This is a genomic window from Enterococcus camelliae (genome assembly GCF_042685105.1).
In the GTDB taxonomy this organism is placed as follows: Bacteria; Bacillota; Bacilli; order Lactobacillales; family Enterococcaceae; genus Enterococcus_G; species Enterococcus_G camelliae.
Genome location: NZ_JBHUMO010000039.1, coordinates 108,068 through 123,280 on the forward strand (window position 1 = coordinate 108,068; position 15,213 = coordinate 123,280).

17 protein-coding genes are annotated in these 15,213 nt (G+C 38.8%); all 17 read left to right on the top strand.

The features are described 5' to 3' along the window. Positions 1-17: 17 nt before the first annotated feature. The 17 genes from ACFSR0_RS06140 (at position 18) to ACFSR0_RS06220 (ending at position 15,212) form a co-directional block, all read left to right on the top strand. A complete protein-coding gene (locus ACFSR0_RS06140) occupies positions 18-917 on the top strand; it encodes a diacylglycerol/lipid kinase family protein (RefSeq protein ID WP_379980925.1) in 900 nt (299 codons plus the stop codon). A 9-nt stretch (positions 918-926) separates the two neighbouring features. Further along, positions 927-1,484, top strand: coding sequence for a GNAT family N-acetyltransferase (locus ACFSR0_RS06145; RefSeq protein ID WP_379980927.1), 558 nt, complete (start codon positions 927-929; stop codon positions 1,482-1,484). 91 nt (positions 1,485-1,575) lie between these two features. Then, positions 1,576-2,415 carry a sulfite exporter TauE/SafE family protein gene (locus tag ACFSR0_RS06150; protein ID WP_379980929.1) on the top strand — a complete coding sequence of 280 codons (840 nt, stop codon included), beginning with the start codon at positions 1,576-1,578 and terminating at the stop codon, positions 2,413-2,415. Then, positions 2,412-2,777, top strand: coding sequence for a DUF1634 domain-containing protein (locus ACFSR0_RS06155; protein WP_379981051.1), 366 nt, complete (start codon positions 2,412-2,414; stop codon positions 2,775-2,777). Before ACFSR0_RS06150 ends, ACFSR0_RS06155 begins: the two co-directional genes overlap by 4 nt. Positions 2,778-2,824: 47 nt before the next feature. Further along, complete coding sequence (locus ACFSR0_RS06160) at positions 2,825-5,674, top strand: sigma 54-interacting transcriptional regulator (protein WP_379980931.1); 2,850 nt, start codon at positions 2,825-2,827, stop codon at positions 5,672-5,674. A gap of 190 nt (positions 5,675-5,864) precedes the next feature. After that, positions 5,865-6,371, top strand: a complete 507-nt coding sequence (locus ACFSR0_RS06165) for a mannose/fructose/sorbose PTS transporter subunit IIB (RefSeq protein ID WP_379980933.1) — start codon at positions 5,865-5,867, stop codon at positions 6,369-6,371. A gap of 11 nt (positions 6,372-6,382) precedes the next feature. Continuing rightward, complete coding sequence (locus tag ACFSR0_RS06170; RefSeq protein ID WP_379980935.1) at positions 6,383-7,348, top strand: mannose/fructose/sorbose PTS transporter subunit IIA; 966 nt, start codon at positions 6,383-6,385, stop codon at positions 7,346-7,348. Positions 7,349-7,380: 32 nt separating this feature from the next. Beyond that, positions 7,381-8,184 carry a PTS mannose/fructose/sorbose transporter subunit IIC gene (locus tag ACFSR0_RS06175; RefSeq protein WP_379980937.1) on the top strand — a complete coding sequence of 268 codons (804 nt, stop codon included), beginning with the start codon at positions 7,381-7,383 and terminating at the stop codon, positions 8,182-8,184. Between the two features lie 20 nt (positions 8,185-8,204). After that, a complete protein-coding gene (locus tag ACFSR0_RS06180) occupies positions 8,205-9,116 on the top strand; it encodes a PTS system mannose/fructose/sorbose family transporter subunit IID (RefSeq protein WP_379980939.1) in 912 nt (303 codons plus the stop codon). Between the two features lie 94 nt (positions 9,117-9,210). Further along, entirely contained in the window at positions 9,211-9,594 is a 384-nt protein-coding gene (locus ACFSR0_RS06185; RefSeq protein WP_379980941.1) for a DUF956 family protein, read from the top strand. Between the two features lie 99 nt (positions 9,595-9,693). Continuing rightward, on the top strand, positions 9,694-10,758 hold the full coding sequence (locus ACFSR0_RS06190; RefSeq protein WP_379980943.1) for a M24 family metallopeptidase: 1,065 nt from the start codon (positions 9,694-9,696) through the stop codon (positions 10,756-10,758). A gap of 184 nt (positions 10,759-10,942) precedes the next feature. Beyond that, entirely contained in the window at positions 10,943-11,368 is a 426-nt protein-coding gene (locus ACFSR0_RS06195; RefSeq protein ID WP_379980945.1) for an Asp23/Gls24 family envelope stress response protein, read from the top strand. Further along, positions 11,361-11,813 (top strand): transcription antitermination factor NusB, encoded by a 453-nt coding sequence (nusB, locus tag ACFSR0_RS06200; protein WP_379980947.1) that lies wholly within the window; start codon positions 11,361-11,363, stop codon positions 11,811-11,813. The genes ACFSR0_RS06195 and nusB overlap by 8 nt, the downstream gene beginning before the upstream one ends. Positions 11,814-11,936: 123 nt before the next feature. Further along, positions 11,937-12,788: a bifunctional methylenetetrahydrofolate dehydrogenase/methenyltetrahydrofolate cyclohydrolase gene (locus ACFSR0_RS06205; protein WP_379980949.1), complete on the top strand. Its 852-nt coding sequence runs from the start codon at positions 11,937-11,939 to the stop codon at positions 12,786-12,788. Further along, the gene (xseA, locus tag ACFSR0_RS06210; protein WP_379980951.1) at positions 12,785-14,125 is read left to right on the top strand and encodes an exodeoxyribonuclease VII large subunit; all 1,341 of its coding nucleotides are present in this window, start codon (positions 12,785-12,787) and stop codon (positions 14,123-14,125) included. The genes ACFSR0_RS06205 and xseA overlap by 4 nt, the downstream gene beginning before the upstream one ends. Continuing rightward, the gene (locus ACFSR0_RS06215; protein ID WP_379980953.1) at positions 14,122-14,343 is read left to right on the top strand and encodes an exodeoxyribonuclease VII small subunit; all 222 of its coding nucleotides are present in this window, start codon (positions 14,122-14,124) and stop codon (positions 14,341-14,343) included. The genes xseA and ACFSR0_RS06215 overlap by 4 nt, the downstream gene beginning before the upstream one ends. After that, on the top strand, positions 14,340-15,212 hold the full coding sequence (locus ACFSR0_RS06220) for a polyprenyl synthetase family protein (protein ID WP_379980955.1): 873 nt from the start codon (positions 14,340-14,342) through the stop codon (positions 15,210-15,212). Before ACFSR0_RS06215 ends, ACFSR0_RS06220 begins: the two co-directional genes overlap by 4 nt. The last annotated feature ends 1 nt before the right edge of the window (position 15,213 follow it).

Consider the following 15,213-nt stretch of genomic DNA (forward strand, 5'->3'; position numbering starts at 1 on the left):
AGAGGAGTGAATGTCTTATGAAGAAAACGGCTATGGTCATTATCAATCCCAGTTCCGGTGGCGAAAAGGCAGATACTTATCGTGAACAGATTGAAAAAAAACTTAAGACGCTGTTTGAAGAAGTAGTTGTAAAAGAGACAGACAAACAAGGGGACGCTGAAGCCTTCGCTTGTTTCGCAGCTCAAAATCACTATGATGCAGTTTTTGCAATGGGTGGAGATGGGACAGTCAATGAAGCCATTAATGGACTAGCAGAGAAAGAACATCGCCCCCTCTTTGGTTTTATCCCATTGGGAACCGTAAATGATTTGGGGAGAGCACTTCATCTGTCGTTAGATCCAGAGGAAGCGATTGAACAATTATCTTTTGAGCACGTGACGCAGTTAGATATCGGCAAGGTGAATGACCGTTATTTTATGAACGTGATTGCTGTAGGAACAATCCCAGAAGCCATCAATGATGTTGATTCGGAAGAGAAGACCAAAATGGGCAAAATGGCTTACTTTGTTTCAGGTATGAAGTATTTACTAAAAAGTGATCGCTATGAATTTGAATTGCTGTTAGATCAACAAGTGGAACAAGTGAAAAGTAGTCTCGTTCTCATTGGCTTGACCAACTCGATTGGTGGCTTTGAATCATTGTTACCCAAAGCAAAAGTTGACGATGGGTTTCTTCATTTAGTCTATTTGAATGATCAATCATTCTTGGACATGGTTAAGAGTGTACCAGAATTAATCAAAGGTGTAGAAATAACATCTGCAAACGTCACTTACCGCACTTTTAAACAAGGTGAGATTGCGCTGCTCTCAGAAGGAAATCTGGAAACAAATATTGATGGTGATCCAGGAGCCGAATTACCCATTAAAGTGGCAGTTTTACCACAACACTTAACGGTATTTTGTGGCAGAAAGAAGTGAGTAAGAAAGATGGATGTGACGACATGGAAAATTAGAATTGCCCAACAAACGGATGTACCCGCATTATTACAAATTTATACGCCTTATGTTGAAACAACGCCAATCACATTTGACTATGAAACTCCTACTGTAGAAGAGTTTGGTCGTCGTATGGTTGCGATTCAAGAAAAATACCCTTATCTAGTATGTGAATCAAATGATGGAAAAATCGTGGGTTATGCATATGCCAGTGCCTACAAAAATCGGACAGCATACAATTGGACAGTTGAGACGAGTATTTACCTTGATGGCAGAGTGAAAGGACAAGGAGCTGGATCAGCTCTGTATCAAGCCTTAGAGGAAAAGCTTAGCCAACAAAATATCTGCGTGTTACTGGCCTGCATTACTGCTGGAAATGAAGAAAGTATTGCTTTTCATAAAAAATTTTCCTATCGTGAGGTAGCTTATTTTCCCAATCTTGGCTATAAAAGTGGTCAGTGGTTGGATGTCTTATGGATGCAGAAAGAATTAGGACCGATTCAAGGAGCGCCGCTTGCTTTTCTTCCAATTCATGAAATTGATTACTAAAAGCGTCGATACGTTGATTGTTTATCGGAATCTTGCTTGGCAACAGGTAAGAGAATAACCGCTATTCAGAAAGTTGTGTTGGAGGTATAGAATGAGTTTATTGTATTTTGCATGTGGCATAGTTGCTGGTTTATTAGGAGCCTTGTTAGGATTGGGTGGAGGAATTATCATTACGCCGATTTTAACCTTAGCAATGGGATTAGATATCAAGTATGCCATTGGAGCAAGTGTTATATCCGTTATTGCAACAAGTTCGGGTGCGAGTATTGCTTATTTAAAAGATGATTTATTGAATTTAAGGGTTGCCATGTTCTTGGAAATTGCAACGACCATTGGGGCGATTGCCGGAGCGTTACTTACGGGAATTTTTGCACCTAAAATTTTATACATATTTTTTGGCGCGTTGCTCCTCTTTTCGTCCTATAATATGTTAAATAAAATTATTTTTACGAAGAAGGATCAATTGTATCAAGGGCCGATGAGTAAAACAGTAGCACGATTAAAACTAAATGGTAGTTATTACGACAAACAAGAGCAACGCCAAATATCTTATGAACTTACCAATCTAGTTGGGGGATTTTCCATGATGTTTGGGGCCGGAATTGCCAGTGGGTTACTAGGAATTGGCAGTGGGGCCTTTAAAGTTTTAGCTATGGATACCATCATGAAGATGCCGTTAAAACCTTCAAGTGCGACAAGCAATCTTATGATGGGAGTCACCGCGGCAGCGAGTGCCACGATTTACTTTTTTAATGGCTCCATTCAGCCATTGATTGCAGGACCAATAGCAATTGGCGTATTGATTGGTGCAGGGATTGGGACAAGAATCATGCCAAAATTAAAGGCACGCACGCTTAGAATGCTTTTTGTTCCGGTATTACTTTATTTAGGCGTACAGATGGTCTTAAAAGGAATAGGGTGGATGCGATGAATGAAGAAGAAGCAGAGTTAGCTAGAGTCGAGTTAATTATCGGTAAAATCTTGGCTATAGGAACATATAGCGCAGCGATTATCATTATTTTTGGATTGCTGTTATCCTTTTTTTTACCTAATCAGCAAACAATCCAAGCCAAGGAATTGTTGTCGCTCCCTGTTTATTTCAATGAATTAAAAACATTTCAAGCACAAGCATATGTGTTTTCGGGCCTTTTTCTGCTAATATTGACTCCTGCACTGCGGGTAGTCGTATCAATATGGTCGTTTGCTAAAGAACATGATTGGGTATACGTTGCAATCACTTCTTTCGTTCTAATTATATTAGTCAGTAGTTTAATTTACGGCATTATTAACTAATAAAAAGATGGACTAGCGGTGAGGATAAAAAAAGGATGTGAGTGGTAGTGTCAAAACGTATTGAGTCAATCTATCAGTGGATGCGGGATGCTCAATCAGAGAGAATTGATGGGGTTTCTTTAAATTGGACAACAAAAGAACTTGCTGAAAAATTTCAGATTCAGCGCTCAAATGTTAGTAAGGATTTAAATGAATTGGTACGTCAAGGACGATTACAAAAATCAGATGGTCGACCGGTAACCTACCGATTAATCGACCCATATGTCTCATCCTCATCTCATCCCAATAGACAGCAAACGAGACCCGTAGAAAAATACGTGAAGAGCTATAAAGAGGAGCCGTCAAAGACGAGAACGACCCCGTTGACCAATGTTCAACAAGACGTTTTTGCAAGTGTTATCGGTATTAATGGCTCGATGAAAAATGCTGGTGAACAAGCGAAGGCCGCTATTTTATATCCGCCCAAGGGCTTGAATTGTTTGATTACTGGTCCAACGGGTTCTGGGAAGACATTCTTTGCTCATGCGATGTTCCAATTTGCTCGACAAAATGAAGTGATTGGGGAACATAAAGAATTAATCGTGTTTAACTGTGCCGATTACGCTCATAATCCAGAATTATTAATGAGTCATCTATTTGGATATGCCAAGGGAGCCTTCACTGGAGCAGATCAAGAAAAACCGGGAATCATAGAAGAAGCCGATCAAAGTATGCTCTTCTTAGATGAAATTCACCGCTTGCCACCGGAAGGACAAGAAATGATTTTTTACTTTATGGATCATGGCAAGTATAGTCGCCTGGGAGAAAGTGGCAAAAATCGCCAAGCCAATGTTCGAATTATTGGGGCAACCACTGAAAATCCCACGTCCGCTTTGTTAGCAACCTTTTTGCGAAGAATTCCAATCACAATTCAACTCCCTTCTTTTGAACAACGACCAGATTCGGAAAAAATTGACTTGGTTCAAGTCATGGTAGCGCAAGAAGCCAAACGTATTGAACGAACCATTTCGTTAACGGAAGATGTTGTGAAGGCTCTTATCGGAGGTGTAACGTTTGGCAATATTGGTCAATTAAAATCGAATGTCCAATTGGTTTGTGCTAGAGGCTTTTTAAATCATATGTATCACGAACAAATAGAAATCACACTAGATGATGTCCCTGAAGGAATTCGGGCTGGATTACTTCAAATTGCCAATGCCCGACAGTCACAAGTTGCTCTAGCCAAATTACTTACTCCCAAAATGGTTGTCCAACCGGGTGACTCTCAGAATAGCATTCAGACGGACTCTTATGAATTACCTTATAATCTGTATGATATTATTGGCGACAAGGCTGCCTTATTAAAAGCAGAGGGTGTCGATCAAGAAGCTATTCACCATTTTATTTCGACCGATATTAATGTTCATTTGAAATCATTTTATAAGAACCATGGTTTTTCTTTTCAGTCGGAAAATAAATTAAGTGAGTTTGTCGACTCAAGAATTATTGATGTAACGAATAAGATATACAAAATGGTCGTTGAAAAATTAGGAGAGGTCTTTCAGCAGAATTTTTTATATGCGATGAGTCTGCATATTAGTTCCTTCATGAAAAAAATTCAACTTGGTGATTTGCGTTATTCCAATGATAACATCCGGGAAATGGTGTCAAACTATCCTGAAGAGTTGGCGATGGCAAAAGAAATTCGACTCTATATCGCGGATTATTTTCATGTTGATATTCCTCAGGCAGAAGAGGATTATTTGGCAGTTTTGTTAATCTCTTTAAAAAATGCTTCTGTTCGTGGGCAAATTGGAGTTGTTGTAGCGGCGCATGGAGACAGTACCGCCAGTAGTATGGTGGAAGTGGTGAAAAAATTACTCGAAGTTGACCAAATTGCTGCTGTTGATATGCCCTTAGATATGTCTCCAAAAGTGGCCTACGAAAAAGTTGTGGATGCTGTGAAACAAGTCAATAAAAGAAGCGGCGTTCTGTTATTAGTTGATATGGGGTCTTTGGCAACTTTTCAGGAACGGATTCAGCGAGAGACAGGAATTACAATTCGTTCAATCGACATGGTCACAACGCCCAGTGTGTTAGAAGCTGCTAGAAAAGCAGCTGTTCCTGGAAATGATTTAGAAAGTATTTATGAAACGTTAAAAGGATTTCGAGGTTATGGGCAGCTAGGAGAAAAGACGGTCATAAGGCAAAAAAAACATAAGAAAAAAGCCATTTTAGCAATTTGTGCTTCAGGTGAGGGGACTGCAAAACAAGTCAAAGAAATTATCGAAGAAGCGCTCAAACAGCACTATATTCATGATGTTGTGGTGGTTACATTGTCCATTGTAAATTTGAACAATGCATTGCCAAATTTATTGGAAACCTATGAAATAGTGGCATCAACCGGAGTGGTTAATCCAAAAATTGAAGCCCCATTTATCTCGTTGGAGCATTTTATCAATGCAGATATTGACGAATTAATTGACTATCTCTTTTTTGAACAAGATGCTGAAGATTTGACGCAACAAGATTTTTCACAGGAAACAACCAATGAGTCTATCCGAAAACAAGCGTGTAAACAATTTATTTCGGACACAGTCACTTTTTTGAATCCGGATAAAGTCATAGATGCCCTTTGGTTGCTCTCCTCAGAAATTGTTCACCATTTTTCTTTACCAGATTCAGATTACTCATTTCAAACAAATTTTTCGACACATTGCAGTAGTATGTTAGAACGAATTATTATTGGTCAAACATTGAATATAAGCGATGATGAAAGAGTTGAAACGCAGAATTGGGTCTCTTATTCCTGGTTACATGAAAAACTTCAACAATTAGGAGAGGTTTTCCATCTAACGATTCCCGTGAATGAAGAATACTTCTTAGCGGAAATGATCCAGTATCGTTTAAAAGAATAGTGTATAAATAAATAATCTATACACTAAAAGATACACTAATCGTAGTGTATCTTTTTTTGTTTTTAAAGAAAAAAGTAAGGTTTATCAAGGTTTATTTGTGTATCGAAAAGTTGGCATGTTAATTGCTTATAAATAAATGAAAGGAGTGTGACTGTATTCGTCAAGCAAAGAAAGTAGAGGTGGACAAGTCATGACAATCCGTTTGGCACGTATTGATGATCGGTTGATTCATGGTCAAGTGGCAACAGCTTGGACAAAAACAACAGGTATAGAACGAATCATAGTGGTGAGTGATGAAGTGGCACGAGATCCATTTCGAAAAGTATTGCTTAATGAGGCTGCCCCACCGGGAATTCGAACCAATGTTGTTTCAATAGAGCAACTACTAAGGGTTTGTAATCATCCGTTATTTATGCAACAACAGATTATGCTCTTATTTACAAATCCGCAAGATGTTGTTCGTTTGGTTCATGGGGGAATGAGGGTTCCGAGTGTGAATATTGGTGGGATGCGATTTCAAGTAGGTAAGCACATGGTTACAAACTTTGTTTCGATTGATGAACAGGACAAGCAATCCTTTTATTATCTACACCATCGAGGAATTGAATTAGAGTTGCGTAAAGTACCGGCAGACCGCAAAATCTACTTGATGGACTTGTTAGAGAAAGAAAAAAATGTTGCAAACAAAAATGTATAGGAGGGAAAAGAATGGTAGGAATTATCTTAGCCAGCCATGGTGAATTTGCCAAAGGAATTTTGCAGTCGGCAACAATGATTTTTGGCGAACAAAAAGATGTTACAGCGGTTACGTTGATGCCTAGTGAAGGTCCAGATGATGTGAAAGCAAAAATGAAACAAGCTGTTGCAGCATTTGACAACCAAGATGAAGTCTTATTCTTAGTTGACTTATGGGGTGGCACACCGTTTAACCAAGCCAACAGTCTTTATGAAGAACATAAAGATAAGTGGGCAATCGTTGCTGGTATGAACTTACCGATGGTTATTGAAGCATTTGCTGCAAGATTAAGTGAAAACGCTGCACAAAAAATTGCTTCACAAATACTTTCAGTTGCAAAAGACGGAGTGAAAGTACAACCAGATTCATTGGCACCAGCCGCTTCAAAAACTGCTCAAAACGTTTCAAATGCAGGAGCTCCGGGAACGTTTAAATACGTGTTAGCACGGATAGATTCTCGATTGCTTCACGGGCAAGTAGCAACTGCGTGGACAAAAGAAACGCAACCAACACGTATTATTGTCGTTTCGGATGATGTAGCAAAGGATGAATTGCGTAAGAAATTGATTCAACAAGCAGCTCCTCCTGGTGTTAAAGCACACGTTGTACCAGTGGATAAAATGATTGAACTTGCAAAAGACAACAAGCATTTTGGTGGTCAAAAAGCCATGTTGTTATTTGAAAACCCAGAAGATACATTACGGGCAGTTAAAGGTGGCGTTCCTCTTAAGACAATTAATGTTGGATCAATGGCGCACTCCATCGGCAAAGTTCAACCTAATAAAGTTTTAGCGTTTGATCAAAAGGATATTGATACATTTAATGAGTTAAAAAAAGCCGGATTAACCTTTGATGTACGGAAAGTTCCTAATGATTCAAAAGGGGACATGGATGAAATTTTGAAAAAAGCGCAAGAAGAATTAAATAAACAAAAATAGGGAAATCTGAAAGAAATGGAGGAACAACAATTATGGAATTAAATTTTATTCAGATCATATTAGTCGTTGTTGTAGCATTTCTGGCTGGAATGGAAGGAATTCTTGATGAATTTCATTTTCATCAACCAGTAATTGCATGTACATTAATTGGACTAGTAACTGGGAACTTACTACCTTGTCTAATTTTAGGTGGGACGTTACAAATGATCGCTTTAGGATGGTCAAACATTGGTGCAGCCGTTGCCCCAGATGCTGCGTTGGCATCTGTAGCATCTGCAATTATTTTAGTTTTAGGTGGACAAGGAAAAGCTGGCGTTTCTTCTGCAATTGCCATCGCCGTTCCTTTAGCTGTAGCCGGATTATTATTAACAATCATCTGCCGTACAATTACAACAGCATTTGTACATTTTATGGATAGCGCGGCAAATGAAGGCAACATCGGCAAAATTGAGTTTTGGCAAATTGCAGCTATTTGTTTACAAGGTATCCGGATTGCTATTCCAGCAGCCTTAATCTTGGCTGTTGGTGAAGGTCCAGTGAAAGCAATGCTTGAAGCAATGCCAGTTTGGCTAACAAGTGGTTTAGCAATCGGTGGTGGAATGGTTGTTGCCGTTGGTTATGCAATGGTTATCAACATGATGGCAACGCGCGAAGTTTGGCCATTCTTTGCTATTGGTTTCGTATTAGCTACTGTTTCACAAATTACTTTGATTGGTTTAGGTGCAATTGGTGTATCCCTTGCCCTTATTTACTTGGCTTTATCTAAACAAGGTGGATCAGGTAATAATGGTGGAAATACAGGCGATCCTCTAGGCGATATTATTGACAACTATTAATGAAGGAGGCGACACAAGTTATGGAAAATAAAATACAATTAACGAAAAAAGATCGAATCTCTACTTGGTGGCGTTCAACATTCCTTCAAGGCTCATGGAATTATGAACGTATGCAAAATGGTGGTTGGGCTTATACAATGATTCCGGCCATTAAACGATTATATCCAAATAAAGAAGACCGAATTGCAGCCTTAAAACGTCATTTGGAATTCTTTAATACTCACCCTTATGTAGCATCACCTATTATTGGGGTAACTTTAGCGCTGGAAGAAGAACGCGCAAATGGTGCACCAGTTGATGATGTGACAATTCAAGGGGTTAAGGTTGGGATGATGGGACCTTTAGCCGGTGTTGGTGACCCAGTCTTCTGGTTTACTGTAAAACCTATTTTAGGTGCATTAGCAGCGTCTCTAGCAATGGGTGGTAGTATCATTGGTCCAATCATTTACTTTATTGCTTGGAATGCGATTCGGATGGCATTCATGTGGTATACCCAAGAATTTGGTTACAAAGCTGGATCGAAAATAACGGAAGATTTATCAGGTGGCGTATTACAAGACATTACTAAAGGGGCTTCCATTTTAGGGATGTTTATCCTTGGTTCATTAGTTAACCGCTGGGTATCTATTTCATTTAAACCCGTTGTTTCTTCTGTTAAACTTGATACAGGTGCTTATATTGATTGGGATAAATTGCCTTCAGGAGCTGCCGGTATCAAAGCAGCATTGGAACAACAAGGTGCAGGCTTATCTCTATCAGACACCAAAGTAACAACGTTGCAAAATAACTTGGATAGCTTAATTCCAGGACTAGCAGCATTGCTTCTTACATTGTTATGTATGTGGTTATTGAAGAAAAAAGTTTCTCCAATTATCATCATTTTGGGTCTATTCGTTGTAGGTATTGTGGCACATTTAATTGGCTTAATGTAGTCAAATTTGAAAAGCAGGCTCAGATGAATGAATCTGGGTCTGTTTTTATGGATGAGCTTTTGCTATACTTATAGCATAAAACAGGAGGATAGCGATGGTACAATCACTGAATTCAAAAGTTGATTTAGTAAAAGATGGAACTTCTTTTACTGGATTAAATGAATATGGGAAAATTATGATTGGCGACAATGCCTTTGAGTTTTATAGTGATCGAGATCCCAAAAAGTTTATTCAAATTCCGTGGGAAGAAGTTGACTATATCGTAGCTTCCGTTATGCTCAGAGGGAAATGGATACCACGTTTTGCGCTTAAAACCAAAAAGAGTGGTACATACACTTTTTCAGCAAAGGATCCTAAAAAAGTCTTACGAGCGATTAGAGAATATGTTGATCCTAGTAAAATGGTTCGGTCGTTAGGATTTTTTGAGGTTTTGAAAAATTCATTTGTTTCTATCGGCAGAAAATGGCAAAAAAAGTAAAAAGATTGATGGAAATCAATCTTTTTTTGTGTCTTTCAACTTATTTTCATGAAGTTTGATATAATAAGTTTGATTAGTTGATGAAAGAAGGAAAGAAAAATGATACGAGTAGAAAAATTACGGTCAGCAATGAAAAAGGAAAAAATTGATGGGTTTTTAGTTACGAGCCCTTATAACTTACGCTATCTAACCAATTTTACAGGTACAACGGGATTGGCAGTCATTACATTAGATAAAGCGTATTTTGTAACCGATTTTCGGTATACTGAACAAGCTGCTAAGCAAGCACAAGGCTATGAAATTGTGAAAAATGTAGGCCCTATTTTTGATGAAGTCGCAAAACTGTGCCAAAAAGAGGAAATTCAGTCATTAGGATTTGAAGAAGCATTTATTAGTTTTGCACAGTATGGGCAATTGGAAGACCTACTGGAAGAAACGGCATTGATTCCAATTTCAGGAATGATTGAGGAATTACGAGAAATAAAAGATGAAAATGAAGTGAAGATTGTTAGAAAGGCTTGCGAAATAGCCGACCGAGGTATTGAACACATTTGGAATACTATTAAGCCAGGAATGACTGAAATAGAAGTAGCCAATCAATTGGACTTCTATATGCGCTCTTTAGGAGCAACGAGTGTTTCCTTTGACACCATTGTTGCTAGTGGTCTCCGTTCGGCAATGCCGCATGGTGTGGCAAGTGAAAAAATCATCGAAAAAGGAGAATTAATTACTATTGACTTTGGTTGTTATTACGATGGTTATGTTTCTGATGAAACAAGAACATTTGCCATTGGTGACCCAGGTCAAAAACTAAAAGACATTTATCAGATTGTGCTTGAAGCTAATCTAAAAGTTATTGAAGAAGCAAAACCAGGAATGTCTGGAATCGAACTGGATGCAATTGCCCGTGATCACATTGCATCGTTTGGTTATGGAGAAGCCTTTGGTCATTCTACTGGTCATGGGATTGGGTTAGAAATTCACGAAGGACCTAATGTATCATTCCGTGCCGAAAAAAGATTTGTCCCAGGAAATATTATTACCGATGAACCAGGTATCTACTTGCCAGGTATTGGAGGCGTTCGTATCGAAGATGACTTGTTGGTTACAAGTACGGGAAATGAAGTATTAACGAAGGCAACGAAAGAATTTATGATTCTATAAAAAGTAACAGACTGTGTTGGTAGTTTTTATAGCGAAATAAGCTAGAAAATGATACACTAGTACCGAAGTTCTTGCACATTCGTTGAGTTTCTTTTGATTGAAGTAGATGGATAATTAGCATTTTGGAACGCATGGAGTCTTTTCATTTGAGTATCGAAAGTGCAAAGAGATGGAGGAAATCATAATGGTTGAAGAAAAAAGCTTCGTATTAGATACGAATCATGGATTAGGTGAAATTGTGATTGCACCTGAAGTAATTGAAGTTATTATCGGCATCGCCGCTGCGAATGTCGAAGGTGTATATGGCATGAGAGGAACATTTACAAGCAACGTCAATGAATTGTTGGGTAGGAAAGCCCATGGCAAAGGTGTCCATCTAACAATTGATGAAGAAGGAATCAAAGTTGACTTGTATTGCTATATGAAATATGGGGTATCTGTTCCAAAAATTGCTATGGATATCCAACAAAGAGTGAAACAACAAGTTCTGTTTATGACAGATGTCGAATTAATAGAAGTGAATATTCATGTTGTTGCCATTGTACCTGAAAAGGTAGAAGAGTTGGATTTGAAAGAATTATTTGAAAATGATGAGGATGAAAATGAATAAAGAGCTATCCAGACATGAAATTCGAGAAATAGCGATTCAATCGCTGTTCCCTTTAGACTTTAATGCCGATTTTTCAAAACAAGATGCCATCCAACATGCAATTGAAGTGAATCAACATGAACTATTAGATGAACAAGCAGAAAATTTTGTTCCAGAGTATCTGGATTGGCTTGTTTCTGGAGTTTGTGAGCATAAAGGTGAACTTGATAAGGAAATCGAAACGTATTTACGTCCGGGCTGGAAGATTGGTCGCTTGGCTAAAATGGACGTGACGATATTAAGATTAGCGATTTTTGAAATGCGGTATGCGTCAGATGTCCCTAATAAAGTGGTGTTAAATGAAGCAATTGAGTTAACCAAAACATTTAGTGACGACCAATCACGGAAGTTTGTGAATGGTGTTTTATCTTCAATCAACAACAAATTAGAAGCTGATGGCGAGTAAGCCCAGCTTCTTCTTTTTCGTGATGGTGGAATTCATGGAAAAGCAGAAAACATCTTGGTCAATGCTACTCACTCAACTTTGACTATGGTAAAATAAGAAAAAATAAAGGGGTGTGGCAGTTTTATGACAACAATTATTGATGGGAAAAGATTAGCAGATAGATTACAAAATGAATTAAAGGAACAAATAGCGAATGATTCGTTGCGGACGCCACCAGGTTTAGTCGTTTTGTTAGTCGGAGAGAATGCTGCTAGCCAGACTTACGTGCGTAACAAGGAATTGGCTGCTAAACGAATTGGTATCCATTCAAAAGTTGATCGTTTACCTGCAGCAATTTCGGAGAAAGCGTTGTTGGAAAGAATCACTCAGTATAACGTTGATCCGGCTTTTCATGGGATTCTTGTGCAATTACCGCTTCCAAAGCACATTGATGAAGAAAAAATATTGAACGCCATTAGTCCTGAAAAAGATGTGGATGGCTTTCATCCTTTAAACTTAGGAAAACTATTTCTCGGCAAGCCAGAGATGATTCCTTGCACCCCTTATGGCATTATGAAGATGCTTGATGAATACCATATTCAATTGGAAGGGAAAAAAGTGGTCGTGATTGGGCGGAGCAATATTGTCGGTAAACCAATGGCGCAACTAGTCTTAGCACGACATGCGACGGTTACAATTGCCCATTCTCGTACGAAACATTTAGCTGAATTAGCCAAAACGGCAGACATCTTAGTGGTGGCTATTGGTCGCGGGAAGTTCATTACCAAAGAATACGTGAAACCTGGCGCAGTAGTAATTGATGTGGGGATGAATCGTGATGAAAATGGCAAATTGGTAGGCGATGTTGACTTCGAGGAAGTTGCACCATTGACTTCTTATATCACTCCAGTTCCAAAAGGAGTTGGACCTATGACAATTACTATGCTAATGATTCAGACTTATGAAGCAGCCAAAAGGCAGGAGAATGCAAGGTGAGTGAACAATATTTAAGCATTACAGCAATTACCGCCTACTTGAAGAGAAAATTTGAAGCGGACCCTTATTTAGAAAGGGTTTATTTAACAGGAGAAATTTCAAATTTTCGACTGAGACCTAATCATCAATACTTTAGTTTAAAAGATGAACATGCAAAAATTTCGGCAGTGATGTTTAAAGGTGCGTTTCAAAAGCTAACTTTTCAACCTGAAGAAGGAATGAAAGTCTTAGTGATTGGCCGCATTTCATTATTCGAAACAAGTGGCAATTATCAATTATATATCGACCATATGGAACCAGATGGCATTGGAGCACTCTATAAGGCATACGAACAACTGAAAGAAAAACTAAGTAAGGAAGGTCTCTTTCAACTAGCCAAAAAAGAATTACCCAAATTTCCTAAAAGAATTGCCATTCTCACTTCGCCAAGTGGAGCAGTTATTCGGGACATCATTACAACTGTTCGACGTCGTTACCCAATCGTACAGCTCGTCCTTTATCCAACAGTGGTCCAAGGAGAAAAGGCGGCTGCAGATATCACTAGGAATATTCAGCGCGTGGAAGCTGATGGGCATTTTGACACGATGATTATTGGTCGTGGTGGTGGATCAATTGAAGATTTGTGGCCGTTTAATGACGAACAAGTTGCTAGAGCTATCGCGATGGCAAAAACACCAATTATTTCTTCTGTAGGTCACGAAACAGATACAACCATTGCAGATTTGGTGGCTGATGTGCGTGCAGCAACGCCAACTGCTGCGGCTGAATTGGCAGTTCCTGTATTAAGTCAAGAATTACTGAAACTAGATGAAATGAAAATGAGACTACAGCAAGCATTTCTTTACCAGTTAGAAAAACAAAAACAACGGTATGAGAAAGCAAGCCACTCTTACGTTTTTCGTCAACCAGGGCGTTTGTACGAATCGAAATCGCAACAATTAGATATCCTTTCTCAACGCCTAATCCAGCAAATGCAACAAGTGTTTTTTTCAAAACAACAAGTTGCAACAACGTTGATGCAACGACTTTCTTACCAACCCTTAATGCGAGTGTACGAACGAGAATTGCAACAGCAAAACTATTTGGATGAACGATTAAAAAAAGCAATGAATCAACTATTTACATTGGCAGATCAAAAATACAATCATGCCATTCAATCACTTGATTTAGTCAGTCCGTTGAAGATTATGAATCGAGGTTACAGCTATGTATCAAAGGGAAAAGATATTGTTCAGTCTGTGACAAGCATCTCTATTAATGAGGAATTGACCATTCATCTTAACGATGGGATTGTCCAAACAAAAGTAGCGGCAATTCATAAGGAGGAAAAACAATGACAGCAACATTTGAGGAATCACTTGCGGAATTAGAAAAAATTGTATCACGTTTAGAACAAGGGGATGTGCCATTGGAAGAAGCTCTTGCTGTTTTTCAACAAGGAATGGTATTGAGCAAACAATGCAAAGAAACATTGGAAAAAGCTGAAAAAACGTTAACCAAGCTGATGACGGATAATGAGGAAGAGCAACCTTTTGAAGAGGATGAAAAACAATGAAATTCAAGCAACAACCTTTTTTAGACGCGGTTGAACGAGCAATGGATACGGCAATTATTGAACAAACCAATGACGAACGTTTGGCAGAAAGCATGCGTTACTCCATCCATGCTGGGGGCAAGAGAATTCGACCACTTCTTCTTGCAGCAAGTTATTCGTTGTACCAAGAGACGATTGATTCGTCGGTGGTTCAAGTTGCAGCCGCAATTGAACTGATTCATACGTATTCATTGATTCATGATGACCTACCAGCTATGGATAATGATGACTTACGAAGAGGGAAACCAACGAATCATAAAGTGTTTGGAGAGGCACTCGCGATTCTAGCTGGGGATGGTCTCCTAACGTTGGCTTTTCAAGTATTAAGCCAAGCACCATTGGATAATGAGAGAAAGGTTACTTGTCTCAAATTACTTGCTCAAACAGCTGGAACCTTAGGAATGGTCGCTGGACAGGCGGCAGATATTCAAGCAGAAGGAAAACAATTGCCATTGGAAGAGTTACAATGGATTCATGCACGTAAAACAGGAGAACTGATTCGTTTTGCTGTTTTGGCTGGGGGAATCATTGGAGGGGCTTCACAAGAAGAGCAAGCACGACTTGATTTATTTGCGAGAAAGCTAGGCTTAGCATTTCAAATTAGAGATGATTTACTAGACGTCCTTTCAACAACTGAAGAATTGGGGAAAACAGCTCACCGAGACAATGATTTGCAAAAAAGTACCTATCCGCAATTGCTTGGGATAGATGAAGCGAAAATCGAACTAGCAAACCAATTGAGAGAAGCGCACAATATCCTGCAACTGTTCGCTGAAAATGGCTATCAAACGCAAGCACTAGCAGCAATTATGGATAAGTTTACCTTATAAT

Bases quoted from the DNA above. Each gene is read 5' to 3' on its own strand.
- ACFSR0_RS06140 (WP_379980925.1), top strand. From the start codon at position 18: ATGAAGAAAACGGCTATGGTCATTATCAATCCCAGTTCCGGTGGCGAA.
- ACFSR0_RS06145 (WP_379980927.1), top strand. From the start codon at position 927: ATGGATGTGACGACATGGAAAATTAGAATTGCCCAACAAACGGATGTA.
- ACFSR0_RS06150 (WP_379980929.1), top strand. From the start codon at position 1,576: ATGAGTTTATTGTATTTTGCATGTGGCATAGTTGCTGGTTTATTAGGA.
- ACFSR0_RS06155 (WP_379981051.1), top strand. From the start codon at position 2,412: ATGAATGAAGAAGAAGCAGAGTTAGCTAGAGTCGAGTTAATTATCGGT.
- ACFSR0_RS06165 (WP_379980933.1), top strand. From the start codon at position 5,865: ATGACAATCCGTTTGGCACGTATTGATGATCGGTTGATTCATGGTCAA.
- ACFSR0_RS06170 (WP_379980935.1), top strand. From the start codon at position 6,383: ATGGTAGGAATTATCTTAGCCAGCCATGGTGAATTTGCCAAAGGAATT.
- ACFSR0_RS06175 (WP_379980937.1), top strand. From the start codon at position 7,381: ATGGAATTAAATTTTATTCAGATCATATTAGTCGTTGTTGTAGCATTT.
- ACFSR0_RS06180 (WP_379980939.1), top strand. From the start codon at position 8,205: ATGGAAAATAAAATACAATTAACGAAAAAAGATCGAATCTCTACTTGG.
- ACFSR0_RS06185 (WP_379980941.1), top strand. From the start codon at position 9,211: ATGGTACAATCACTGAATTCAAAAGTTGATTTAGTAAAAGATGGAACT.
- ACFSR0_RS06190 (WP_379980943.1), top strand. From the start codon at position 9,694: ATGATACGAGTAGAAAAATTACGGTCAGCAATGAAAAAGGAAAAAATT.
- ACFSR0_RS06195 (WP_379980945.1), top strand. From the start codon at position 10,943: ATGGTTGAAGAAAAAAGCTTCGTATTAGATACGAATCATGGATTAGGT.
- nusB (WP_379980947.1), top strand. From the start codon at position 11,361: ATGAATAAAGAGCTATCCAGACATGAAATTCGAGAAATAGCGATTCAA.
- ACFSR0_RS06205 (WP_379980949.1), top strand. From the start codon at position 11,937: ATGACAACAATTATTGATGGGAAAAGATTAGCAGATAGATTACAAAAT.
- ACFSR0_RS06215 (WP_379980953.1), top strand. From the start codon at position 14,122: ATGACAGCAACATTTGAGGAATCACTTGCGGAATTAGAAAAAATTGTA.
- ACFSR0_RS06220 (WP_379980955.1), top strand. From the start codon at position 14,340: ATGAAATTCAAGCAACAACCTTTTTTAGACGCGGTTGAACGAGCAATG.